The organism is Kocuria sp., assembly GCF_030530945.1.
Classification (GTDB): Bacteria; Actinomycetota; Actinomycetes; order Actinomycetales; family Micrococcaceae; genus Kocuria.
In genome coordinates, this window is sequence record NZ_JAUMTZ010000001.1 from 225,216 (window position 1) to 248,979 (window position 23,764).

Below are 23,764 nucleotides of genomic sequence, written 5' to 3' on the forward strand. Positions count from 1 at the left end.
CAGCACCTCCCCTTCCCTGCCCGGACCCCGTGGCCACCCCACGCACGGACCGGGTGCTCCCCGTAGATCCCGGAGTTTTTCATGGACGCACTGACAGAGCTCGTCGGAACGGTGGGTGGCTACGTCTGGTACGTGGTCTTCGCCATCCTCATCGGCGTGGGCCTGTACCTGACCATCCGCACCAAGGCGATCCAGCTGAGGGGCATCCCGGAGATGTTCCGGGTCCTCACCGACCCCGCGGGTGAGGAGGACGGCCGCAAGGGCATCTCCTCGTTCCGCGCGTTCACCGTCTCGGCGGCCGCGCGCGTGGGCACGGGCAACATCGCCGGTGTGGCCATCGCCATCTCCCTGGGCGGGCCCGGTGCGGTGTTCTGGATGTGGGTCATCGCGGCGATCGGCGCGGCGAGCGCGTTCGTGGAGTCCCTGCTGGGTCAGCTCTACAAGGTCAAGACCGCGGACGGGTACGTGGGCGGTCCCGCGTACTACATGGAACGTGGGCTCAACAAGCGGTGGATGGGCATGCTCTTCGCCGTGATCATCACCGTGACCTACGGCTTCGTGTTCAACTCGGTGCAGTCCAACTCGATCGTGGACGCCGTGAGCGGCTCCTTCAACGTGGACATCACCAACGGCCAGGGCATGTGGTTCCGCGTGGTCCTGGGCCTGGCCGTGGTGGCGCTGACCGCCGCTGTGATCTTCGGCGGCATCCGCTCCATCTCCTCCGTCACCCAGATCCTGGTGCCCGCCATGGCCGTGCTGTACCTGGTGCTGGGGCTGCTGGTGGTGGTCCTGAACATCACCCAGGTTCCCGCGATGCTGGGGATGATCGTCCAGGGCGCCTTCGGCATCAAGGAGTTCGTGACGGGCAGCGTGCTGGGCGTGATCATCCAGGGCATGAAGCGCGGGCTGTTCTCCAACGAGGCCGGCATGGGCTCCGCCCCGAACGCCGGTGCCACCGCCTCCATCTCCCACCCCGCGAAGCAGGGCTTCGTGCAGTCGCTGGGCGTCTTCTTCGACACCATGCTGGTGTGCTCCATCACCGCGTTCATCGTGCTGCTGTCCAACCCCACCTTCGGGGACCAGCGCCAGGGCGCCTCGCTCACGCAGACCGCGCTGGGCATGCAGCTGGGCGAGTGGGCCGTGCACTTCCTCACGCTCGCCATCTTCCTGTTCGCGTGGTCCTCGGTGATCGGCAACTACTACTACGGCGAGTCCAACATCCGCTTCATGACCTCCTCCCGCACCGCCATGGGCGTCTACCGCTTCGCCGTGCTGGTGTGCGTGTTCCTGGGCTCGGTCCTGGCCCTGGACCTCGTGTGGTCCCTGGCGGACCTGTTCATGGCGTTCATGGCCACGCTGAACCTGGTGGCCCTGGTGATGCTCGCCGGGGTGGCCGCCAAGGTCCTGCAGAACTACATGGACCAGCGCAGGGCCGGTGTGGAGCCCGTGTTCAAGGCCGGGGACGTCCCCGGCATCCACGGTCTCGCCGCGTGGGACGGCACGGACACCGTGACCCTGCCCATCTTCTGGGAGCAGCGCGACCGCGACAGGAACACCGCGCGCGGCTGACCCGGTCCGGGCCGTCGCGTCCCACCCCGTGCGGGGACGACGACGCCGCCCGCTCGGCCCACACGAAAAGCCCCCGGCTGCGAGCCGGGGGCTTTTCGTGTGCCCTGCACGTGGCAGGGCGGGCGGGGTGCCCGGGGTGGGTGACCCCGCGGCATCGTCCGGGAAGGCTACTTCCCCTCGCCCAGGTCCTTGGCCACCTGGACCTCGATGGCCCCGGTGAGGGCCTGGTCGTCCGCGGGGGACTCCTGGGCGGCGTCGCGCAGCTGGGTCTCGTTGTAGGAGGAGAACTCCTTGGACTCGTCAACGCGCTTGGTGAGCAGGGCGCGCATGCGGGTGCGGCGTCCGGCCTCCTCGCGGATCTTGGAGCGGTTGCGGAACCACCACACGAACATGACGACCACCAGGACCATGCCCACGTAGCCGATGGCCGGGTAGACCACGCTCATCAGCGTGCCGAAGCCCACCAGGCTGACCACGTACCCCAGGGCGCACAGGCCCAGGAACACGGGGACGTAGCGCCTGCGGTGGTTCACGGTCACGCGGCGGCCCAGGGCGTAGAACATGCTGATGCAGGTGTTGTAGATCATCAGGAACGTCACCACCACCATGGCGATCGCGGCCACGGGGTGGATGGTCTCGAAGAGCTTGAGCATGGGCACGTCCGCGTCCCCCACGGCCTCGAAGTTCACGAGCAGCGCGAACGCGTTCATGAGCAGCAGCACGGTGTAGACCACGCCGCCCAGCAGCCCGCCGCGGCCGGCGTCCCGGGGGTCCACGGTGTTGCCGCCGATCATGAGGGACATGGACACCCCCAGCATCAGGGCCATGCAGGTGTAGTTGACGGCCGAGAGCCACCAGGGGCTCACGGGGGACTCCGCCTGGACGGCGAGGTCGTTGACGGTGCCCAGGTCCACGGGCAGCTGCAGGAGGGCGTACACGAACGCCACGATCACGGCCACGAAGATCACGGGGGTCACCGCGGAGATGATGTTGGTGACCTTGTTGACGTCCAGCAGCCCGGTGAGCATGACCACGCCCACCATGACGGCCGAGCCGATCCACGCCGGGAGGCCGAACTGCTGCTCCAGGGTGGAGCCCGCGCCGGCGAGCATCACGATGCCCATGGCCAGCAGGGTCAGGGACACGGAGATGTCCAGGAAGCGGGAGACCACCGGGGCGGACACGGAGCGGAAGACCATGAGGTGCTCGTCCGCCAGGAAGTAGCTGCCGATGTTGATGATCACGGCACCCGCGGTGATCATGAGGATCCCGGCGACAACCGCCCCGGCCAGACCCCACACCCCGAACGAGATGAAGTACTGGATGACCTCCTGGCCTGTGGCGAAGCCTGCGCCCACCATGAGGCCGATGAAGGCCAGGGCGACTTGCATGGTTTTCTTGGCGGACACGGGAACGACTCCTCGGGAGTGGGCGGTGAGTGGAGGACACGCTCACGACGGCGGGAGCACGTACCCGGACAAGCATAGAGAATGCGTCGTACCCGGTTCACGGGTGCGCCTGCGGCCCGGTGGCATACTCGAATCAGATCTCGAGTGGGAGGAGCCGTCGTGGCGCAGCAGTGGGAGGCAGACCTTCAGGCCTGGGCGCAGGGGTGGGACGCGGTGCTGGACGGCGCCGGGCCCGCGGTGCACGCGTGGAGCGGGGAGGTGCCCTCCGAGGAGGGCGCCGTGGTGGTCTGCCCGCCCGAGCAGCTTCGGGACGTCCGGGCGGCGGTGGCCGCCGCCGGCAGGAGCGTGGCCGCGGAGCAGGTGCTGCTGGGAGGGGCCGTCCGGGAGCTGGACCGCGGTCTGGGCTTCCCCGGGGAGTCCGGGATGTTCGACGCACCCATGGGCGAGTACTCCCGCTTCGAGGTGGACGAGTGGGGCCACCCCGTGGCGCACTCCACCATGTCGGTGCAGGGGGAGGTGGCCTTCGTGGGTCCGCTGCGCACGGACGCGAACCAGGACCGTGATCCCGCGGAGGTGCTGGACCCGCTGGTGGCGGCCATGGCGAACGAGGCATTCCTGGCGGACGCCGAGCGGCTCTACACCGTGGTCGACGAGGGTGAGGTGACCGGCCGCGAGTCCCAGGGCTGGGAGCGTGCGGCTGCGGTGCTCCGCCTGGCCTGAGCTGGGCGGGCCACACCCCGTGGCCTACTCCTGCTCGGGGCCCTCCGGTGCGGGGTAGCGCTCCGGGAACCTGCGGTGCAGGTTCTCCCGGGTCACGGCCGAGAGGTTCTGCAGGGGCAGCCCGGCCGGACAGACCTCGGTGCAGTCCCCCAGCAGGGAGCACGGCCCGAACTCCTGCTCCGCGGCGTCCAGGACCTTGGCGGCGCGCTCGTCCCGCTCCTCCGGGGTCTTGGCCAGCGGCGGCAGGTGCTTGAGCATGGTCCCCACGAACAGCTGCCCGGAGCCGTTGGGGCACGCGGCGATGCACGCGCCGCAGCTGATGCACCCGGCGTCGTTCAGGGCCTTCATGGCCACCGGGAACTTGGCCTCCTTGGACACCCTGCGGAGGGACTTCTTGTCCACGGCGAGGTCCTTCTTCACCGGCAGCGCACCCGCGCGCATGGGCTCGAGGAAGATCTCGTCCCCGTCCCGGTACGCCTTCAGGGACTGCATGCAGGACGCCCTGTTCCGGTCCGGACCGTGGGGGACGCCGTCCACAGTGACCCCGCACTTGCCGCAGATGCCCTCGCGGCAGCCGTCGTCGTAGCTCACCGGCTCGTCCCCCTGGCGCTGCAGGGTCTCGTTGACGGCGTCGATCAGCTCCAGGATGCTCATCTCCTCGCGCGCCTCCACCGGGTGCACGGTCTGGAAACCGCCCGGATCCTCGGCGTGGGCCTGACGCCACACGTGCACGGTCAGCAGCATCAGCGCACCACCTTGATCTGTACGGCCACGGGAATGCTCAGGTTGCCCACGGCGACGACGGCGCCCACGGCCTTCGCGGCCACGTCCACCCGGCGCAGCCGCTGCGCACTGGTGGTGAGCCCGGTGTCCAGTGCGGCGGTCCGCAGCCCGTGGACCATGTGTCCCGCGAGCGCGGCCATGGAGGCGGCGTAGAACGCGGCGGTCACCGGCCGGGAGAGGCTGCCCACCAGGTTGCCGTATGCGTCCCCGTGCTCGAACGAGCGGGCCGCCGCTGGGCGGGCACCCACGGTCAGGTCCAGCACGTGGTAGGTCACGAACAGTCCCAGCACCCCGCCCGTGGAGCGCATGGAGCGGGCGATGACCTGGGGGACCGAGCGGCGTCGTCCGCGGGGGCGTCGGCGGGGAGCGTGCGCGTCGAAGGTGTCGGGGAGGAAGGCACCGTTGAGGGCCGCGCGCCGGTAGCGGACGGGGCGGCCGCGCTCGGTGCCCCGGGGGAGCAGGACCGGGCGGGGGAGGCGGGCGGTCACCCTGCGCACCTGTGCCACGGCGTTGCGGGTGCCCTGCCGGGCCACCTCACCGGGGGTGCGACCCTCGGCCCGCCACGCGCGCAGGGTCAGTTCGGTGCCCGCCAGCACGTGGGCGCCCGCGCTCGCGAGCAGTCCCACGCGTGCCGCCCACAGCAGCGTGTTCGGCGGCAGCACCGGGGCGCCCGCGCCGCGCAGCAGCAGGGCGTAGCGGTTGTAGCGCTCACGGCCCGCGTACACCTGCATGTTCCCGGCCATGTGGCCCACCGTGAACACGCTCAGCGCGGTGCCGGAGGCCGCCATGACCAGCTTGAGGTCCGGGCCCGACGCCGCACCCAGCGTCCGCTGCCACACGCTCGCGGGTGCCGGGGCGGCGTCGTCCGCGGCGGCCGGAGCAGGGGCGGACGCGCGTGCGGCGGGACCGGGCGCGGCGGCGCGCTCACGCGCGGAGGCTGGGGTGGGAGTCATCACCGACCAATCCTAGGAGTTCGGGCGGCGATCATCAGTTCCGGCGGTCACACGCGGTCATTGCGGGGTGTGCGGGCGGCGTGGGGATGGTTCAGCGGGGGGCGTGGTTGTGGGGCGGGGTCCCGTGTGTGACGGTGGAGCCATGCAGCCCGGATACGACCGTCTCGCCGCGCAGTACAGTGAGGCCTTTCCCGACGCCTTCCGCACGCCCCTGGAGCGCCACGCCGTGGAGGCCTTCGCCGATCAGGTGGCGCTGTCCGGGCTCACCGGGCCCGTGGTGGACGTGGGGTGCGGGACCGGGCACGTGACCGCGGCGCTCGCGGACCGGGGCCTGCCCGTGATCGGGGTGGACCCCTCGGAGGCCATGCTGGAGATCGCCCGGGCCGCCCACCCCGGGGTGACCTTCGTCAACGGCACAGCGGACCCCCGCACGTGGGACGCCGCGCTCGCGGACGGCCTCGCGGACGCCGCCGCCGGAGGTGCTCCCGGGGGCGAGGTGCGGCCCGCGGCCGTGCTGGCACGGTACAGCCTCATCCACGTGACCCCGGACCGGGTCCCGGGCATCGTGCGCTCCTGGGCGGAGCGGCTGCCGGTCGGTGGACTGGTGCTCACGGCGTTCCAGTCCGTGGACGGCGGGCGGGCGGTGGTGTCCTTCGACCACGCCGTGGCTCCCGCGTGGCGCTGGCACCCCGAGGTGATGGCGGACCACGTCCTGTATGCCGGGCTCACGGAGCAGTGGCGCATCCTCAGCCGCCCGGACACCGAGCACCGCTTCCCGGAGTGCCACGTGCTTGCCGCCAAGGAGAGCGAGGAGACCCCGGCCATCCCGGTGAGCAGGGGCTGCGCGCCTGAAGGGTGCTGACCGATCTCAGATCGGTCGCCCCTCACGTGCAGGTGCCATCGTGGATCTCCTCGCACGGCGCGGGGAAAGCGGACTTGGCCGCCCGGCGCTCACTCTCCCGTGGCGCCGTCGATCGCCTCGCGCAGCAGGTCAGCGTGGCCGCAGTGGCGCGCGTACTCCTCGACCATGTGGGTGAGGACCCAGCGGGCGCTCATGTCCCCGCGGACGGGCCGTTCCACTGGGGCGTCCAGCGGGTTGGCGTGCTCGGCGGCGAAGAGGCCCCACTGCTGCCGGGAGGCGTCCACGGCGGTGGACCACAGGGCGCGCAGGTCCGCGGCGTCGTCCTCCAGGGCCGAGTCCCAGTCCCAGTCCGGGTCTTCCTGCCACTCCACGGCGTCCCACGGGGAGGCGGGCTCCCGGCCGCTCAGCACGTGGCGGAACCAGTGGTCCTCCACGTACGCGAGGTGCTTGAGCATCCCGCCCAGGGACATGGTGCTGGACAGCGGGCGGCTGTGCAGCTGCGCCGTGCTCAGCCCGTCCGTCTTCCACGCGATCGTGGCCCGCAGGTGCTCCAGGAAACCGAAGAGGGTGGTGACCTCGTCCCCGCGCTGCGGCGGTTCGGGGCGGCCGTGCTCGTCCACTGAGGGTGACGTCATGGGGCTCACCCTAGCCGGTGCCGTGCCCCGCGCACCCGGCCGGGCGGCGTCGTCCTCCGGAAGGAGTGTGCTCAGAGCAGGCCGGAGGTCAGGCGGCACACGTTCTCCAGGAACTTGCGCGGCAGCGGGCGCGCCTCCCAGGCGGTGACGTCCAGCAGCGTGGAGTGCACGGTGAACTGCTCCACGATCGTCTCCATGCGCTCGCGGACGTGCTCGTCCACGATCAGCACGGACACCTCCAGGTCCAGGGCGAAGGAGCGCTCGTCCATGTTGGAGGAGCCGATCACGGAGACGATGTCGTCCACGAGCACGAACTTGGCGTGCAGGACGGTGGGGGAGCTGTACCGGTAGATCTCCACCCCGGCGCGCGCGAGCTCCGAGTAGTACGAGTTCTGGGCGTGCTGGGCCAGGAACTGGTCCGAGGTCTCGCCCACGAACAGCTGGATCCGCACGCCCGCCTGCGCCTCGGTGGTGAGGGCGTGCAGCAGGGACTCGTCCGGCACGAAGTACGGGCTGGAGATCACCACGCGGTGGTTCGCGTTGTAGATGAGGTGGTTGAACAGCCGCAGGTTGTTCTCGGTCTCGAACCCCGGACCGGAGGGCACCACCTGCGCGAACACAGGACCGGTGGTCTGCTCCAGGGCGGCGGGGGACTCGTCCAGGAGCAGGTCCTCCGTCTCCGAGTACCAGTCCGAGACGAACACCGCGTTGAGCTCCGTGACCACGGCCCCGGTGGCCCGGACCATCAGGTCCTTCCACTCCAGGCCCCTGCGCACGTTCTTCCGCTTGTTGTACGAGCGGTGGATGATGTTCTGCGACCCCGTGTAGCCCACGAGCCCGTCCACCACCAGGATCTTGCGGTGGTTGCGCAGGTCCGGGCGCTGCCACTCGCCGCGCCACGGGCGGACGGGCAGCATCCGGCGCCAGGGCACACCGCTGCGGTCGAACTCCCTGACCAGCTCGGCGTAGCCCGGGTACCCCAGGGAGCCCACGTGGTCGATGAGGATGCGCACCCGAACCCCGCGCTCGTGGGCGCGGATCAGGGCGTTCAGCAGGTCCCGGGAGGTCCGGTCCACGGCCACGATGTAGAACTCGAAGTGCACGTAGTCCGTGGCGGCGTCCACGTCCGCGGCCATCCGGGCCATGCTCCCGTGGTTGTCGGTCAAGATCTCGAAGTCGTTGCCGCCCACCATGGGCAGGGCGCCCAGGTTCTGGTTCAGCTCCGCGGCGGTGCGCACCCACCCCGGGAACCGGTCCAGCTCGGGGCCCAGCGTGACGCCCTCCGGGGTGTTCTCCTGGATCACGTGGTTCATCCGCGCCTGCCTGGCCATGCGGCGGCGCGGCAACCTGCTGGAGCCGATCACCACGAACAGCAGGATCCCGGCGTACGGCACCAGGAAGATGGCCAGCAACCACGCCAGGGCCACGGAGGGGCGGCGCTGGTGGGGGATCCACCCCAGGGCCACGAGCTTCAGCAGCAGGTCCAGCGCCGCCAGCACCACCAGGATCCACTCCGGCACGGTGTCCGCCGGGAGCAGGTCGAAGGGTATCCAGGGATTCACGCGGGGCCTGCCGTCACGGGCGGGGGAGCCGGTAGACGTCCTCCGACCCGGGAGAGGGAACGGGGGCGAAACCGCAGTGCAGCAGGACCCGGCGGGCCGCCGCGCGGTCCTCGGGGACGGAGGCGTGCACGGCCTCGATGTCCGGATCCTCGAACGCCCGCTCCACCAGCGCCCGCAGCGCCTCCGTGGCCAGCCCGAGCCCCTGGCGGGACGGGACCACGGAGCCCTCGACCTCCAGCGCACCCTCCATGGGTGGGCCCACGAACCCGGCAATCCCCACCAGCTGACCGGAGGAGCGCTCCACCATGGCGAGCAGCGTGTGCTCAGACTCCGTGAAGAAGTGCTCTCCAGCCGCGATCACACCGCGGGCCCAGTCCACGTTCTCCGCGGAGGGGAACCCGTCCGCGAACCCTGGCGAGCGGCGGCCGCCCGCGACCGCCTCCAGCTCGTCACGGGTGAACGCCCGCAGCTCCAGCCGCTCGGTGCGCAGCGGTCGCGGGGGCTCCGGCTCCAGCAGCAGATCCACCATGGTCCAACCTCCCGTCCTGTGGTGTCCCGGGACGCCCGCCGTCAGCCGAAGTGACGGGGCAGCGTGGCCTCGTGGACCCGGCGCAGCTCGTCCAGGGGCACCCGGAACTCGCCCTGCACGTCCAGGGCGTTGTTCTGCGCGTCCACCACGCCGATCCGCGCGAACGGGAAGTTCCGCACGGTGCACATGTCGCTGAAGCGGACCTCCTCCGAGCGGGGGACGGCCACCACCGCACGGGCCTGGGACTCGGAGAACAGCAGGGTGAACAGGTCCACCCCGTCCCGCTCGGCCACCTCGCCCAGCCCGATCCGCGCGCCCACACCGAAGCGCAGGGCCATCTCGGCGAGCGTGGCACCCAGCCCGCCCTCGGCGACGTCGTGCGCGGCGTCGATCATGCCGTCCCGGGACATGTTGATGAGCATGTCACCCAGGGTGCGCTCCCGCGCGAGGTCGACGCGCGGCGGCAGCCCGCCCAGGTGGCCGCGCAGCCGCGCCCACTCGGAGCCGTCCAGCTCGTCCGCGGTCTCGCCCAGCAGGTAGATGGCCTGGCCGTCCTCGCGCCAGCCCGACGGCGTGCGGCGGGTGACGTCGTCGAACACGCCCAGCATGGCCACCACCGGGGTGGGGTTGATGGCCACGCCGCCGGTCTGGTTGTACAGGGACACGTTGCCGCCGGTCACGGGCACCCCCACCTCCTGGCAGCCGTCCGAGAGTCCGCGCACGGCCTCCGCGAACTGCCACATGATGTCCGGGTCCTCGGGGGAGCCGAAGTTCAGGCAGTCCGAGACCGCCACGGGCCGGGCGCCCGCGGTGGCCACGTTGCGGTACGCCTGGGCCAGGGACAGCTGAGCGCCCCGGTACGGGTCCAGGCGGGTGTAGCGCGGGTTCGCGTCCGTGGACAGCGCCACCCCCAGGTTGGTGCTCTCGTCCACGCGGACCACACCGGCGTCGTCCGGCATGGCCATGGCGGTGTTGCCCTGCACGTAGCGGTCGTACTGGCTGGTGACCCACTCCTTGGAGCACAGGTTCGGGGAGCCCATCAGCTCCAGCAGGGCGGGGCCGAGCTCGGCCCCGGAGGGGCGGGCTGCGTCCTCGGGGGAGCCCGTGAAGTGGTTCTCCTGCAGGGTGTCCTGGGACTCCGGCCGGGCATAGGGGCGCTCGTACACCGGGCCGTCGTGGGCCACGGTGCGCGGGTCCACGTCCACGATGACCTCGCCGTGGTGGTCGATGACCAGGCGGCCGGTGTCCGTGACCTCACCGATCCACGAGTACTCCACGTCCCACTTGTCCATCACGGCCTCGAAGTCCGCCACCTTCTCGGGGGTGACCACGGCCATCATCCGCTCCTGGGACTCGGACATGAGGATCTCGCCAGGCGTCAGGGAGGGGTCCCGCAGCAGCACCGAGGTGAGGTCCACGTGCATGCCGCCGTCACCGTTGGAGGCCAGCTCGGAGGTGGCGCAGGAGATGCCCGCGGCCCCCAGGTCCTGGATGCCCTCCACCAGGGAGGACTTGAACAGCTCCATGCAGCACTCGATGAGCACCTTCTCCGCGAACGGGTCCCCCACCTGCACGGCGGGGCGCTTGGAGGGCTTGGAGTCGTCGAAGGACTCGGAGGCCAGCACCGAGGCGCCGCCGATCCCGTCCCCGCCGGTGCGGGCGCCGAAGAGCACCACCTTGTTCCCCGTGCCGGAGGCGTTGGCCAGGCGGATGTCCTCGTGGCGCATCACGCCCACCGCGAGGGCGTTGACCAGCGGGTTGCCCTGGTAGCAGGGGTCGAACTCCACCTCGCCGCCGATGTTCGGCAGGCCCAGCGAGTTGCCGTAGCCGCCCACGCCGGCCACGATCCCGTGCACCACGCGCTGGGTGTCCGGGTGGTCGATGGCCCCGAAGCGCAGCGGGTCCATCACGGCCACCGGGCGGGCCCCCATGGAGATGATGTCGCGCACGATGCCGCCCACGCCCGTGGCCGCACCCTGGTAGGGCTCCACGTAGGACGGGTGGTTGTGGGACTCGATCTTGAACGTCACGGCCCAGCCGTCCCCGATGTCCGTGACACCGGCGTTCTCCCCGATGCCCACCATCATGTTCTTGCGCATCTCGTCCGTGACCTTGTCCCCGAACTGCCGCAGGTGCACCTTGGAGGACTTGTAGGAGCAGTGCTCGGACCACATCACCGAGTACATGGCCAGCTCCGCGGCGGTGGGGCGGCGGCCCAGGATCTCCTTGATCCGCTGGAACTCCTCCGCGTTCAGCCCCAGCTCCGCCCAGGGCAGCTCAGTGTCCGGGGTGGCGGCGGCGTGCTCCACGGTGTCCAGGTTGAAGTGCGTTTCACTCATGACGTCTGCGGTGTCCCTTACGTGAACGAGGCGCGGCACGACGGTGCGGTCACGCCGCTGCGTGGTGGTCTCTGGTGGTGGCCCGGTGCGGTGGACGGCGACGCCGCGGCGTCGCCTCCCGCGGGGCGGCGGTGGTCCCGCGGCGCGGTGCATCAGCGGGCCGGGCGGGTCAGCGGGTCAGGTGCTCCAGGGCGGAGACGAACACGTCCAGCCCGTCCGTGCCCTCGCGCATGCCCACGGCGCCGGTGCCGGAGAGGTCCGCGCCGAAGCCCGGTTCCACGGCGTGCTCCGGGTGGGGCATGAGACCCACCACGTTGCCCCGGGCGTTGGTGATCCCGGCGATGTCGTTGCGGGAGCCGTTGGGGTTCCCACCCGTGTAGCGGAACACCACGCGGTGCTCGGCCTCCAGCTCGTCCAGGGTGCGCTGGTCCGCCACGTACTGCCCGTCCTGGTTCTTCAGCGGCACCACGATCTCTTGGCCCGGGGCGAACCGCCCGGTCCAGACGGTATCCGTGGTCTCCACCCGCAGGCCCTGGTCGCGGCAGATGAACTTCAGGCGCTCGTTCTTGATCATGGAGCCGGGCAGCAGGTGCGCTTCCGTGAGCACCTGGAAGCCGTTGCAGATGCCCAGCACGGGCATGGCGTGCTCGGAGTTCGCGGCGGCCACGATCCGCTCCATGAGCGGGGCGAAGCGCGCGATCGCACCGGCGCGGAGGTAGTCCCCGTAGGAGAAGCCCCCGGGCAGGATCACGGCGTCCACGCCCTGCAGGTCTTCGTCCGCGTACCAGAGCGGCACCGCGGTGCCGCCGGCGAGCTCCACGGCCCGGGCGGCGTCGCGGTCGTCCAGGGTGCCCGGGAAGGTCACCACGCCCACGCGCACGTCCGCCAGGCGGGCGTCCGGGGCAGGCTGGTCCAGGTCCGCCACCAGGGGCGTCTGCTCTGCGGTGAGGTTCTGGGCCACGCTCAGTCCTCCTCGGGGAGCACGGAGACGTTCACCACGTCCTCGATGACCGGGTTGGAGAGCAGCTTCTCCGCGGCCTCACGGGCCTGCGCAAGCGCCTGCTCGGTGGCCTCGCCCTCCACCGTGAGCTCGAACCGGCGGCCCTGGCGGACCCCGGTGAACCCGGTCAGCCCGATGCGGGGCAGCTCGTTGGCGATGGCCTTGCCCTGCGGGTCGAGGATCTCCGGCTTGGGCATGACGTCGACGACAATTCGGGCCATGGAACGCTCCTGTACGCGGTGTGACGATGTTCGGCGCGCGGAGCCGGTGCCGTCTCACGCCGGGCGCTCCCGGGAGGGTTCCCAGGACGACGACGACGCTCCGCGAGCTTGCGCTCCCCACTCTAGTGGGTGCCCGTCACCCGCCGCGCCGCGGCACCGGGCGCGGCACGGCGCGGGTCCCGCAGCGCGAGCACCCCGCGCGTTCCGAGGTGCTCGGAACGCGCGGGGTGCTGGTGCCGCACGGTCGGTGGGCCGCCCGGTGCACGACTACTTCTTCAGCTGGGTCTCGATCGTGTCCAGCACGTTGTTGGACGAGTAGTAGTCCAGGCGGAACGAGTCCTGACCCAGCGCGTACACGGCCTTGTTCTTCACGGCCTCGGTGTTGGCCACCAGGCTGTCCTTCTCGTAGGTCTCCACGCCCTTGTCGTCCGAGGCGAAGAGGAAGACCGTCTTGCCGGTCGCGGCCTTGGACAGGTTCTCGCCGGTGATGGGCTTGATGTCGCTGCGCTTGCCCATCTTGGAGTTCGTGTCCACGGCGTCCTCGGGGACCTCGGCCAGCTTGAAGCCGAGCTGCTCGAGCAGCTTGCCCTGCGCGGAGTCGGCGGTCCAGATGTTGGCGCCGGAGTCGTCCTTGAAGGAGCCGGCGTTGTAGACCATGCCGGTCACGGGCTGCTCGGGCTCCTTGATGCTGTCCTTGACCTCGTTCACGCGGTCGTCGAAGGACTTCACGACCTCGTCGGCCTTCTGCTCGTGGCCGGTGAGCTCACCCAGCTTCCGGGCGACCTCCTGCCAGTCCTTGTCGCTGTAGTCCATCACGTAGACGGGGACGCCGGCGTCCTTGAGCTGGTCGTAGATGTCCATGGCGGAGTCCGCACCGCTCCTGGAGACGATGATCAGGTCCGGGTTCTCGGAGAGGACCTTCTCGGCGTTGGGATCGCCCGTGTACAGGGACGTGACGTTCTTCTCCTTGGCCCGGTCGCTCCACTGCGTGAAGAAGCCCTTGTCGTCCGAGATGGACGTGTTCGCGGAGGTGCCGCCGGAGGCGATGACCGGGGCGTCGATGGCGAGCAGCGAGCCGGTCAGCGTGACGGAGGTGGACACGATCTTCTCGGGTTTGGCGTCCAGCTTCACCTCCTGGTCGTTGTCGTCCTTGACGGTCTTGGGCCAGTTCTCGTCCGCGCTGGAGGCGGAGGCGGAGGCGCTGGAGTCCGCAGACGAGTTCTGGGAACCTCCGCACGCGGTAAGGGCGAAGACGGCGCAGAGGCCGACGACGAGTGCCGCGAACAGGCGGCGCAGGGTGGATGTCTGTGAGGTCACGAGGTTCCTCCGTGAAGTGGCGACTGGGTTGGAGCGCCGTTTCCGGGGCCGGTCCACGACGCACAAATTAGCTTAGCCTTAGCTAACTTATTCGCGAACGCCGAAACGCGCGTTGTGACGCAGATGTGTCGTAGAAACCTCGGTGCAACATCGCGCTGCGGCACGGCGGCGGTCGCCACGCCGCCTCTGCAGAGCACCCCGGCGGGGGTTCTGACGGGACGCCCTCAGCGGGGCACGACGAGTGGCCCGTCGGTCACCGGGTCCGGCACCACCAGGGCGTCCAGCCCGAACACGTCCCGCAGCAGCCGCGGTGTGACGACGTCCGCCGGTACGCCCTGCGCCGCCACGCGCCCGTCGCACAGCGCCACCAGGTGGTCCGAGAAGCGGATGGCCAGGTTGAGGTCGTGCAGGACCATCACCACGGTCTTCCCCTGCTCAAGCTGTAGGCCGCGCACCAGTCGCAGCACCTCGATGCTGTACGCGAGGTCCAGGTAGGTGGTGGGCTCGTCCAGCAGCAGCGTGGGGGTGTCCTGCGCGAGGGCCATGGCGATCCAGACGCGCTGCCGCTGGCCCCCGGACAGCGCCGAGACCGGACGGGTGCCCAGGTGGCTCAGACCCGTGGCCTGCAGGGCCTGGCGGACCCCCTCCTCGTCCTGCGAGGACCAGCGGCTCATCCAGGACTGGTGGGGGTGCCGACCGCGGGCCACGAGTCCCGCCACGGTCAGCCCCTCGGGAGCCACCGGTGCCTGGGGGAGCATGGTCAGGCGGCGGGCCCGGTCCGTGCGCCGGATCCCCTGGAGGTCCTCGCCCGCCAGCTCGACCGCGCCCCGGTAGGGCAGCAGTCCGCACAGGGACTTCAGCAGGGTGGACTTGCCGCACCCGTTCGGTCCGATCAGGGTGGTCACCCTGTCGGCGGGGATCTCCAGGTCCAGGTCGCGGAGCACGGGGTCCTGGCCGTAGCCCACGGTGAGGGAGCGTGCGGCGAGTCTGGCGGGGCTCATGCGCTGGCCTTCCGGTTGGTCTTCACGACCAGGTAGATGAGGACGGGGGCGCCGCAGAAGGCGGTCACGATGCCCACGGGCAGCTCCCACGGCAGGACGGTGCGGGCGAGCAGGTCCGCCCCGGAGACGAGCAGAGCGCCGCTGAGTGCGGAGCACAGCAGCGGGGGAGTGGGGGACCCGGCCATGCGCTGGGCGATCTGCGGCGCCACGAACGCGACGAAGGGCACGGGGCCCGCGGCGGAGACCGCCACGGCCACGAGCACCACTCCCACGAGCAGCTGCACGGCCTGCGCGGCACGGATGCCGTGGCCCAGCACCTGGGCCACCTCCGGGCCCAGGGCCAGGGCGTCCAGGCGGAAGGAGAGCCAGCCGGCGAACGCCACCGCCACGAGCAGGCACCCGAGGACCGGCCACGCCTGGTCCCAGCCGCGGCCGTTGAGCGACCCGGTGAGCCACAGCTTGGCGGTGGCCGCCTGGTCCACGCTTGTGGTGGCCATGAGCCACGTGGAGACCGCCCCCAGGAACATGGAGACGCCCACCCCGATGAGCACCAGGCGGATCATGGAGTCCCTGTCTTTTCCGGCGATGAACCACACGGCCACCGCCGTGAGGGCCGAGCCGATCACGGAGACCACGGGGACGCCCAGGACGTCGTTGCCGAAGCCGGCGACGGCGGCCACGATCCCGGTGCCGCCGGACGCGGTGATCACGAAGACCGCGGCGGTGGAGGCGCCGTTGGTGATGCCCAGGACGTCCGGGCTGGCCAGCGGGTTGCGTGCCACGGACTGGGTGAGAGCGCCCGCGAAGGCCAGGGCCGCTCCCACGAGCAGACCGACCACGGCGCGGCCCATGCGCCACTTGAAGACCACGGTCTCCTCGATGTGGCTCCCGCCGCCGAGCAGCGTGCGCAGCACCCGCGGCATGCTCAGCTGGTAGTCGCCCATCCCGATGCCCAGCGTGAAGGTCAGGGCGCACAGCACCAGCAGGGCAAGGCCCACGAGGAGCCGGCGGAGGCTGAACGCCGTGGAGAAGGGGCCCACGCGCAGCGCGGAGATGCCGAGATCGGGTGCCGAGGTGTGGACGCGGCGTCGGGAGCTGCGTGCGGTGCCGGTGGTGCTCACAGGGCGCTCACCTTCCCCCGGCGGATCAGGACCACGAAGAAGGGCACGCCCACGAGCGCCATCACGATGCCCATCTGCAGCTCACCGGGGCGGCCGATGACACGGCCCAGGACGTCCGCGCCGAGGGCCAGGACGGCGCCGAGCAGGGCGGAGAAGGGGATCACCAGGCGGTAGTCCGGCCCCAGCAGCCCACGCACCATGTGCGGGGCGGCAAGTCCGATGAAGGCCACGGGTCCGGCGGCCGCCGTGGCCGCCCCGCCCAGCAGCGCCACGGCGAGCAGGCCCAGGACGCGCTGGCGCGTCACGCTCACCCCGAGCGACTCGGCCACGGTCTCGCCCAGGGCCAGCAGATTCAGCGCCGGGCCCTGTGCCACGGCCAGCACGGCGCCCACCAGAACGAACGGCGCGGTGACCGCGGCCACCTCGAGCGTCACCCCGGAGACCGAGCCGGTGGCCCACTGGCGCATGCGGTCCAGGGTGTTCTGGTCCGAGAGGACGAGCGCGTTGACCACGGCCATGAGGATCGCGGACAGCGCCGCCCCGGCCAGGACGATGCTCAGCGGGTTCGCGGCGGTGGGTCCGGTGGAGGAGAGTGCGAACACGGCGGCGGTCACGAGCGCGCAGCCGATCAGCGCCGGCCACACGTAGCCCAGGGGCGTGCTCGCCCAGCCCCACACGATGGTGAGAACCACCGCCGCGGCGGCTCCGGCGTTGATGCCGAGGATCCCCGGGTCCGTGAGGGGATTGCGCGTGTGACCCTGGATCACCGTGCCCGCCATGCCGAGCGCGGCACCCACCAGCAGTGCGACCACGGTGCGGGGCAGTCGCAGCAGTCCCATCACGGTCACCAGGTCGTCGCCGCGCTGCTCGGCCGTGAGCCGCTCCGGCGCGAAGGCGTACACGAAGGCGCCGGGGATCCGCTGCCACCCCTCCGCGAGGGTGTTCAGCCGTCCGCCCACGAGGAGGCTCGCGAGCGAGAGCCCCGCGATGACCGTGACCAGCAGGACCGGCAGCCAGGCGACGACGCCGCGGCGTCGCGCGGGTGCCGGGGCCCCGGGTTCGCGGCGGGTGCCGCCCAGGGGTGCCTCCGGGGGGACCGGGTCGTGAGCGGCGGGGGCGTCGGCCGTGGCCGGTAGGCGCGGAGTCACCTAGTAAGGATAGGCATACCTAAGATCGATACCAAGGCGGCTCGGATCCATAACCTCGCGCCACCGGTTCAGCCGAAGCTCACCGCGCCCACGAGCACACCCACCACGAGCATCACGAGCGAGACCACCAGCGCCCGCCACAGCACCTTCTTGTGGTGGTCGCCCAGCTGCACGCCCGCCAGGGACACCAGCAGCAGGATGGCAGGGACCAGCGGGGACTGCATGTGCACGGGCTGGCCGGTGATGGACGCCCGGGCCATGTCCACGGCGGGGATGCCGTAGTGGGCGCCGGTCTCCGTGAGGACGGGGAGCACCCCGAAGTAGAAGGCGTCGTTGCTCATGAAGAACGTGGCCGGGATGCTGATCAGCCCGGTCAGCACGGCCAGGTACGGGCCCATGCTCGTGGGGATCACGTCCACGAGCCACGTGGACATGGCCTCCACCATGCCCGTGCCGGAGAGGATGCCCGTGAGCACCGCGGCGGCCATCACCATGGAGACCACGGCGATGATCGAGGACGAGTGGTTGGCCACCATCTTCCCCTGGTCCGACAGCCGGGGGAAGTTCACCACCAGGGCCACCGCGCTGGCCACCATGAACAGGTACGGCAGCGGGACCACGTCCACCACCAGCAGCACCATCACGGCCACGGTCAGGACCAGGTTGAACCAGAACAGCCGCGGGCGCAGGGACTCGCGGTCCGGGTCCAGGGCGCTCGCGGTGAGCCCACCGGTCACGCCCTCGGGCGACGACGCCGCGGCGCCAGCCCCGGGCCCGCCCACCGCCACCGCGGTTTCACCGGTCCCGCCGCGACCCCAGCGGGCGGGGTCCACCGCGGCCAGGCGGCGTCGTTCGGAGCGGCCCAGCATCACGGCGAAGACGAAGATGACCACGAGACCGGCGGCCAGGGAGGGGAGCATGGGCAGGAAGATGTCCGTGGCCTCGACCTTCAGCGCCGCGGCGGCGCGCGCGGTGGGCCCGCCCCAGGGGACGATGTTCAGCGCGCCGTTGGTCAGGCCCGCGATGCACGTGAGCACCACCGGGCTCAGCCCCAGCCGCTGGTACACCGGGAGCAGGGCGGCGGTGACCACGATGTACGTGGTGGAGCCGTCCCCGTCCAGGGAGACCAGTGCGGTGAGGATCATGGTGCCCACCACCACCTTGGCGGGGTCGTGGCCCGTGATGCGCACGATGAAGTTCACGAGCCTGTCGAACAGGCCCACGTCGATCATCAGACCGAAGTAGATGATCGCGAACATCAGCAGGGCCGCCGTGGAGGACATGTCCTTCACGGAGTCCATCACCATGTCCCCGATGCCCAGTCCCGCGCCGGCGAAGAGCCCGAAGACCGTGGGGACGATGATCAGCGCGAGCAGCGGGGTGAGGCGTTTGGTCATGATGAGCCCCATGAAGGTGGCGATCATCAGGAACCCGAGTAGGACCAGCATCAGTCTCTCCTGTTCGAAAACCGGGAAGCCGTGCCGCCCGTGGGTGATGTGGTTCACAGACTAGGCCCTGATCAGGGGTTTCGCCGCGTCGGTGCGCGGCGCAGTGGTCACGACCGGCGCGCTCCTGTTCGTCCGCTCGACACCGGGTGGTGGTTCACCGGACACCCGCGGCTGGTGATCTGGGTCCCACTGCACCGTCTGCACCTGAACCCCGGGGGAAAATCATGCGCGCGCCCGTCTCCGTCCTGTCTCTCGCCGCCGCCGCCGCCGCGGCCCTGTCCGTGTCACTGGTGGCTCCGGCCCACGCCGCACCGGCCGTGCCCCAGAAGGCGGAGAGCGCTCAGCACCACTCGAACGGGAAGGCCCGGGGGCAACGGTCCGGGGCGCAGGTGTTCGACACCTCCCTGCCGGACCTCGGCACGGTGGGCGGGGTTGCCGTGAAGAGTTCCGCCTACGGCTCCGCGCTCGCCCCCAAGCCGGGGACCAGGGACGTGTTCTACGGGCTGACCGACCGCGGCCCCAACGTGGACGGCCCCGGCGGCGTCAAGATCGAGCCGTACCCGGACTACGCCCCGCAGATCGGCGAGTTCAAGATGGTCAACGGCTCAGCGCGGCTGCAGCGCGTCATCACCCTCAAGGGCCGGGACAACAAGCCGTTCACGGGCCAGGTTTCCCCTCAGGCCAGCACGGGCGAAACCATCCAGGACCTGAACGGGCGCGTGCTTCCCACGTCGGACCACGGCTTCGACAGCGAGGGTCTCGTGGCGCTGCCGGACGGGACGTTCTGGGTCAGCGACGAGTACGGCCCGTTCATCACGCACTTCGACTGCAGGGGCCGGGAGATCGAACGGCTCTCGCCCACGGCGTCCGAGCGCTCTCGCAGCGCCCTGCCCGGCGAGCTGGGACAGCGCGACCCCAACAAGGGGATGGAAGGCCTCACCGTCACTCCCGACGGGCGGACCCTTGTGGGCGTCATGCAGTCCGCCCTGGTCACCGCGGATCTCAAGGGCAAGCCCAAGAACGTGGTCCCGGTGCGCATCGTGACCGTGGACCTCCGCACCCGGGCCACCCACCAGTATCTCTACATGCGTCACCTCGACTCCGCGTCCACCAACATCAGCGAGATCACCGCCCTGTCCTCCCACGAGTTTCTGCTCGACGAGCGGGACGGCGAGACGGGCAAGGACTCCTTCAAGCGGCTCTACAAGGTCGATCTGAAGAACGCCACGGACGTCTCCCAGCACTCCCCGGTCAAGGGCGCCACCTACGACGCCGCCAAGGGCGGTCTGCTCCTGGACGGCACCACGAGCATCGAGGGCCTGACCGGTAAGAAGAACGAGAAGGACGCCAGGACCGCCCTGGCGGACGCCGGGATCACCCCCGTGCGCAGCGAGCTCTACCTGGACATGACCCGTCTGGCCTGGGGCATTGATCCCACGGGCGGGTTCTTCGCCCACGACAAGATCGAGGGTGTGGCCGTTGCGCGCGGCGGGAGAGAGCTGTGGATCTCCAACGACAGCGACTACGGCCTCTCCGGTTCCACGGGCGCGCAGGCCCCGTACGGGCTGGTGGCCAAGACCCTGCCGGACGGTACCCAGGACGACGGCGAGTTCCTGCGCGTGGACATGGATCGGGTGTCGCGGGACGCGGTGGGGCCGGGGTACCGCCCCTGCCGGTGAGGCCGGCCCGCCGTGGGGACGGACCGGTCTAGAGCCACACCTCGATGCCCCCGGCCACCTCGCGGCACGGGTGCTCGCGCAGGTTCTTGGCCGGGTCCTCCGGCGCGGTGCGTCCCCGCTCCAGGGCCAGGCGGGACCCCCGGAACGTGCCGTCCAGGTCGAAGACCCAGTAGTGGTTCGGGCACTCCAGGGTGGTCTCCCCGCGCTGCGGGGCCCGGCACACGGTGGCTCCCTGGTGCGGGCACTCGTTGCCCAGCGCGTGCAGTGTGCCGGCGGTGTCCCGCGTGAGGACCAGCGGGACTCCCGCCACGCGCACGGGCACCGCGCTGGACGGCGCGGCGAGCTGCGGGACGAGCACGGCGGCGTCGTCAACCGGGTGCCAGCTCACGCGGCCGCCTCCAGCAGGCGGTCCGTGGCGGCCACCAGGCGGACCCGCAGCTCGGTGCCGCGCGCGGCGAAGGCGCGCTGGCGGCGCACGTACTCGGCCTTGCCCTCGGGCGTCTCGATGCGCACGGGCTCGTACCCCCGCTCCGCGAGGTCGTAGGGGGAGGCCTCCATGTCCGTGCGGCGCACGTCCCACGCGAGCTCGAAGCAGTCCGCGAGCAGGTCCGAGTCCACGGCGGGCAGCAGCTTGTACGCCCACTTGTACAGGTCCATGGTCGCGTGCAGGCACCCGGGCTGCTCCATGGTGCGCTGCGCCTGCCGGGTGGGCTGCAGCTCGTTGCGTTCCACCGCCTGGGGCTGGAAGAAGCGGAACGCGTCGAAGTGCGAGCAGCGGATCCGGTGCCCGCGCACCACCTCGTCCGTGCCCTGGGCGCCCAGGCGCAGCTCAACGCCCTCGTGGCGCACGCCGTTCTTCTCGGCCCGGTACGCCATGGCCCACTCGTGCAGCCCGAAGCAGTCGAAGGTCCCGGTCTTCGCCGCGGTGTTCGCCAGGATCTCCCGGGTGAACCGCACGGCCGTCCCCCGCTTGGCCAGGAACGCCTCCGCGTCCACGACGACGCCGCTCGCGCCCTCCCGCGCGCCCGCCGCCGCCAGCTCGGAACGGGTCGCGGGGCGGTAGAACGCCCAGTCCGTACGCTCGGGGGTGTCCAGCAGCACGACCCCGGGGCCCGGGTGCCAGCGGGTGAACTGGGCGGGGGAGAGCGTGTAGTACGTGAAGAGGAAGTCCTCCACGGGATGCTTCTGCCCGCGGGAGCGCCGCTCCAGGAACGGCTGGGTGTACGGGGCCACCCGGTCCGCATGGGCGTCCGCCCGGTGCGTCCACTCCTCCCGGGTCAGCGCCTCAACCGCCCTCCTGGTCCCGGGCCGCACCCGGACGGGCGGCTCTGGGGCACGGTGGGCCGGGGTGGGGTGCTCGGTCACGGCAGGAGCGCGGGGCTCAGCGCCCCGTGCCTCCGTACACCGTGGCCTGCTCGGAGGAGTCCAGGCCGAAGGCGGTGTGGACGGCCCGCACGGCGTCGTCCAGCTTCTCCACGGAGGTGACGATCGAGATGCGGACCTCGGAGGTGGAGATCATGTCCACGTTGATGTCGCTGTCCGCGAGCGCCTGGAAGAAGGTGAAGGCCACGCCCGTGTTGGTCTTCATCCCCGCGCCCACCAGGGACAGCTTGCCCACCTGGTCGTTGTAGTCCAGGCGGGTGTAGCCGATCTTCTCCTCGGCGGCGCGCAGCAGGTTCATGGCCAGGTCTCCCTGGGACTCGTCCAGGGTGAAGGAGACGTCCGTGAGCGGGTGCTCGCCCGTGGAGACGTTCTGCACGATCATGTCCACGTACACCTGGGAGTCCGCGAGCAGGCGGAAGATCCGGGACGCGATGCCGGGTCGGTCCGGGGCTCCCACGATCGTGATCTTGGCCTGGCTGCGATCATGGGCGATTCCGGCGATCAGCGGCTGTTCCAAGGGGATCTCCTTCTGCGGCGTGAGGTTCTCGTGGGGGCTCGGGATGACCCAGGTGCCCTGGTTGTGGGTGAAGGACGAGCGGACGTGCAGGGGGACGCCGAAACGCCGGGCGTACTCCACGCAGCGCAGGTGCAGGATCTTGGCGCCGTTCGCGGCCAGCTCCAGCATCTCCTCCGAGGAGACCCGGTCCAGCTTCTGCGCGGACGGCACGATCCGGGGATCCGCGGTGTAGACGCCGTCCACGTCCGAGTAGATCTCGCACACGTCCGCGTCCAGAGCGGCGGCGAGCGCCACGGCGGTGGTGTCCGAGCCGCCGCGGCCCAGGGTGGTGATGTCGTTCGTGGAGCGGTGCACGCCCTGGAAACCGGCGATGATCGCCACGTTCCCGTTCTCCAGCGCCTCGCTCACGCGCCGGGGGCTGACCTCCACGAGCTTGGCCGCACCGTGGGCGCCGTCCGTGATCATTCCGGCCTGGGAACCGGTGAAGGACTGCGCGGGCACGCCGAGGTCCGAGATGGCCATGGCCAGCAGCGCCATGGAGATCCGCTCACCGGAGGTCAGCAGCATGTCCAGCTCGCGGGCCGGAGGTTTGCGGGCCACCTGGCCCGCGAGGTCCAGGAGGTCGTCCGTGGTGTCTCCCATCGCGGAGACCACCACGACCACCTGGTGGCCGGCGTTCGTGGTCTCGGCCACGCGCCGGGCGACCCGGCGGATGCCGTCGGCGTCGGCAACGGACGAGCCGCCGAACTTCTGGACGATGAGGCTCATGCATTCCTCTCACGGGCGGGCGCCCCGCGCCGGTGCGCGGGCGGTCTCGGGGGTCCATGCTAGTCGGTCCGGGTGGCCGGCACCGCGCCGCGGCCGTCCTCCGGGGCAGTGCGCGGGTGGGCAGCGGCGGCTGCGGGCGGGCCCGTGGGGACCCCCTAGTTCCCCTCCGAGACCACCGTGCGGCCCTCGAACGCCCGGCCCAGGGTCACCTCGTCCGCGTACTCGAGGTCGCCGCCCACGGGCAGCCCGGAGGCCAGGCGGGTGACGCGGATGCCCAGCGTCTTCAGCATCCGGGAGAGGTACGTGGCGGTGGCCTCGCCCTCCAGGTTCGGGTCCGTGGCCAGCACGATCTCCTGCACCGTCTCGTCCGACAGCCGGGTCATCAGCTCCCGGATGCGCAGCTGGTCCGGGCCCACCCCCTGCAGCGGGGAGATGGCCCCGCCCAGCACGTGGTACAGCCCCCGGTAGCTGCGGGTGCGTTCCACGGCCATCACGTCCTTGGACTCCTCCACCACGCAGATCACGCTGCGGTCCCGGCGGGCGTCCCGGCAGATGGCGCACTCCTCCTGCTCGGTGACGTTGCCGCAGACCGTGCAGAAGGACACGGAGGTCTTGACGGTGCCGATGGCATCCACGAGCTGCTGGACCTCGTCCTTGTCCGCGTCCAGCAGGTGGAACGCGATGCGCTGGGCGGACTTGGGGCCCACCCCGGGCAGCCGCCCGAGTTCGTCGATGAGGTCCTGGACCGGTCCTTCGTACACCGTGCTCCTTCGTGAAGATGGTCGTGGTCAGCGGCGGTG

Annotated in this window: 22 protein-coding genes; 4 read left to right on the top strand and 18 right to left on the bottom strand. The window is 70.9% G+C overall.

The window, feature by feature from the left end; translation table 11 throughout:
• Nucleotides 1-81: 81 nt before the first annotated feature.
• A complete protein-coding gene (locus Q4A22_RS01015; RefSeq protein WP_303176663.1) occupies nucleotides 82-1,569 on the top strand; it encodes a sodium:alanine symporter family protein in 1,488 nt (495 codons plus the stop codon).
• Nucleotides 1,570-1,736: 167 nt separating this feature from the next.
• Here Q4A22_RS01015 and Q4A22_RS01020 read toward each other — a convergent pair whose 3' ends face one another.
• Nucleotides 1,737-2,978 carry a hypothetical protein gene (locus Q4A22_RS01020; protein WP_303176664.1) on the bottom strand — a complete coding sequence of 414 codons (1,242 nt, stop codon included), beginning with the start codon at nucleotides 2,976-2,978 and terminating at the stop codon, nucleotides 1,737-1,739.
• Nucleotides 2,979-3,137: 159 nt separating this feature from the next.
• Here Q4A22_RS01020 and Q4A22_RS01025 point away from each other — a divergent pair, with 159 nt between their 5' ends.
• A complete protein-coding gene (locus Q4A22_RS01025; RefSeq protein WP_303176665.1) occupies nucleotides 3,138-3,698 on the top strand; it encodes a hypothetical protein in 561 nt (186 codons plus the stop codon).
• Between the two features lie 24 nt (nucleotides 3,699-3,722).
• Here Q4A22_RS01025 and Q4A22_RS01030 read toward each other — a convergent pair whose 3' ends face one another.
• Together Q4A22_RS01030 and Q4A22_RS01035 are read right to left on the bottom strand one after the other, a co-directional pair.
• A complete protein-coding gene (locus Q4A22_RS01030) occupies nucleotides 3,723-4,442 on the bottom strand; it encodes a succinate dehydrogenase/fumarate reductase iron-sulfur subunit (protein WP_303176666.1) in 720 nt (239 codons plus the stop codon).
• Nucleotides 4,442-5,434, bottom strand: a complete 993-nt coding sequence (locus Q4A22_RS01035; RefSeq protein ID WP_303176667.1) for a hypothetical protein — start codon at nucleotides 5,432-5,434, stop codon at nucleotides 4,442-4,444. Before Q4A22_RS01035 ends, Q4A22_RS01030 begins: the two co-directional genes overlap by 1 nt.
• A gap of 142 nt (nucleotides 5,435-5,576) precedes the next feature.
• On the opposite strand from Q4A22_RS01035, the gene Q4A22_RS01040 reads away from it, so the two are divergent.
• The gene (locus tag Q4A22_RS01040) at nucleotides 5,577-6,296 is read left to right on the top strand and encodes a trans-aconitate 2-methyltransferase (protein ID WP_303176668.1); all 720 of its coding nucleotides are present in this window, start codon (nucleotides 5,577-5,579) and stop codon (nucleotides 6,294-6,296) included.
• 89 nt (nucleotides 6,297-6,385) lie between these two features.
• Here Q4A22_RS01040 and Q4A22_RS01045 read toward each other — a convergent pair whose 3' ends face one another.
• The 11 genes from Q4A22_RS01045 to Q4A22_RS01095 form a co-directional block, all read right to left on the bottom strand.
• The gene (locus Q4A22_RS01045; RefSeq protein ID WP_303176669.1) at nucleotides 6,386-6,931 is read right to left on the bottom strand and encodes a DinB family protein; all 546 of its coding nucleotides are present in this window, start codon (nucleotides 6,929-6,931) and stop codon (nucleotides 6,386-6,388) included.
• Between the two features lie 71 nt (nucleotides 6,932-7,002).
• The gene (cls, locus tag Q4A22_RS01050) at nucleotides 7,003-8,493 is read right to left on the bottom strand and encodes a cardiolipin synthase (RefSeq protein WP_303176670.1); all 1,491 of its coding nucleotides are present in this window, start codon (nucleotides 8,491-8,493) and stop codon (nucleotides 7,003-7,005) included.
• A gap of 13 nt (nucleotides 8,494-8,506) precedes the next feature.
• Nucleotides 8,507-9,022, bottom strand: a complete 516-nt coding sequence (locus Q4A22_RS01055; RefSeq protein WP_303176671.1) for a GNAT family N-acetyltransferase — start codon at nucleotides 9,020-9,022, stop codon at nucleotides 8,507-8,509.
• 41 nt (nucleotides 9,023-9,063) lie between these two features.
• On the bottom strand, nucleotides 9,064-11,361 hold the full coding sequence (purL, locus tag Q4A22_RS01060) for a phosphoribosylformylglycinamidine synthase subunit PurL (protein ID WP_303176672.1): 2,298 nt from the start codon (nucleotides 11,359-11,361) through the stop codon (nucleotides 9,064-9,066).
• A 169-nt stretch (nucleotides 11,362-11,530) separates the two neighbouring features.
• Entirely contained in the window at nucleotides 11,531-12,322 is a 792-nt protein-coding gene (gene purQ, locus Q4A22_RS01065) for a phosphoribosylformylglycinamidine synthase subunit PurQ (protein ID WP_303176673.1), read from the bottom strand.
• A gap of 2 nt (nucleotides 12,323-12,324) precedes the next feature.
• Nucleotides 12,325-12,582, bottom strand: a complete 258-nt coding sequence (purS, locus tag Q4A22_RS01070; RefSeq protein ID WP_303176674.1) for a phosphoribosylformylglycinamidine synthase subunit PurS — start codon at nucleotides 12,580-12,582, stop codon at nucleotides 12,325-12,327.
• Nucleotides 12,583-12,849: 267 nt separating this feature from the next.
• Nucleotides 12,850-13,899: a Fe2+-enterobactin ABC transporter substrate-binding protein gene (gene fepB, locus Q4A22_RS01075; RefSeq protein ID WP_303176675.1), complete on the bottom strand. Its 1,050-nt coding sequence runs from the start codon at nucleotides 13,897-13,899 to the stop codon at nucleotides 12,850-12,852.
• Nucleotides 13,900-14,123: 224 nt separating this feature from the next.
• On the bottom strand, nucleotides 14,124-14,900 hold the full coding sequence (locus Q4A22_RS01080) for an ABC transporter ATP-binding protein (RefSeq protein ID WP_303176676.1): 777 nt from the start codon (nucleotides 14,898-14,900) through the stop codon (nucleotides 14,124-14,126).
• Nucleotides 14,897-16,021, bottom strand: coding sequence for an iron chelate uptake ABC transporter family permease subunit (locus Q4A22_RS01085; protein WP_303176677.1), 1,125 nt, complete (start codon nucleotides 16,019-16,021; stop codon nucleotides 14,897-14,899). The genes Q4A22_RS01080 and Q4A22_RS01085 overlap by 4 nt, the downstream gene beginning before the upstream one ends.
• Nucleotides 16,018-17,169 carry an iron ABC transporter permease gene (locus Q4A22_RS01090; protein WP_303176678.1) on the bottom strand — a complete coding sequence of 384 codons (1,152 nt, stop codon included), beginning with the start codon at nucleotides 17,167-17,169 and terminating at the stop codon, nucleotides 16,018-16,020. The genes Q4A22_RS01085 and Q4A22_RS01090 overlap by 4 nt, the downstream gene beginning before the upstream one ends.
• Before the next feature lie 68 nt (nucleotides 17,170-17,237).
• Nucleotides 17,238-18,617, bottom strand: coding sequence for a CitMHS family transporter (locus Q4A22_RS01095; protein ID WP_303176679.1), 1,380 nt, complete (start codon nucleotides 18,615-18,617; stop codon nucleotides 17,238-17,240).
• A 224-nt stretch (nucleotides 18,618-18,841) separates the two neighbouring features.
• Here Q4A22_RS01095 and Q4A22_RS01100 point away from each other — a divergent pair, with 224 nt between their 5' ends.
• Nucleotides 18,842-20,296 carry an esterase-like activity of phytase family protein gene (locus tag Q4A22_RS01100; RefSeq protein ID WP_303176680.1) on the top strand — a complete coding sequence of 485 codons (1,455 nt, stop codon included), beginning with the start codon at nucleotides 18,842-18,844 and terminating at the stop codon, nucleotides 20,294-20,296.
• 28 nt (nucleotides 20,297-20,324) lie between these two features.
• On the opposite strand, the gene Q4A22_RS01105 is transcribed toward Q4A22_RS01100, so the two are convergent.
• The 4 genes from Q4A22_RS01105 to recR form a co-directional block, all read right to left on the bottom strand.
• The gene (locus tag Q4A22_RS01105; RefSeq protein WP_303176681.1) at nucleotides 20,325-20,684 is read right to left on the bottom strand and encodes a Rieske 2Fe-2S domain-containing protein; all 360 of its coding nucleotides are present in this window, start codon (nucleotides 20,682-20,684) and stop codon (nucleotides 20,325-20,327) included.
• On the bottom strand, nucleotides 20,681-21,529 hold the full coding sequence (locus Q4A22_RS01110) for a 3-methyladenine DNA glycosylase (protein WP_303176959.1): 849 nt from the start codon (nucleotides 21,527-21,529) through the stop codon (nucleotides 20,681-20,683). The genes Q4A22_RS01105 and Q4A22_RS01110 overlap by 4 nt, the downstream gene beginning before the upstream one ends.
• A 148-nt stretch (nucleotides 21,530-21,677) precedes the next feature.
• The gene (locus tag Q4A22_RS01115) at nucleotides 21,678-22,964 is read right to left on the bottom strand and encodes an aspartate kinase (RefSeq protein WP_303176682.1); all 1,287 of its coding nucleotides are present in this window, start codon (nucleotides 22,962-22,964) and stop codon (nucleotides 21,678-21,680) included.
• Nucleotides 22,965-23,119: 155 nt separating this feature from the next.
• Nucleotides 23,120-23,725 carry a recombination mediator RecR gene (gene recR, locus Q4A22_RS01120; protein ID WP_303176683.1) on the bottom strand — a complete coding sequence of 202 codons (606 nt, stop codon included), beginning with the start codon at nucleotides 23,723-23,725 and terminating at the stop codon, nucleotides 23,120-23,122.
• Between the last annotated feature and the right edge of the window lie 39 nt (nucleotides 23,726-23,764).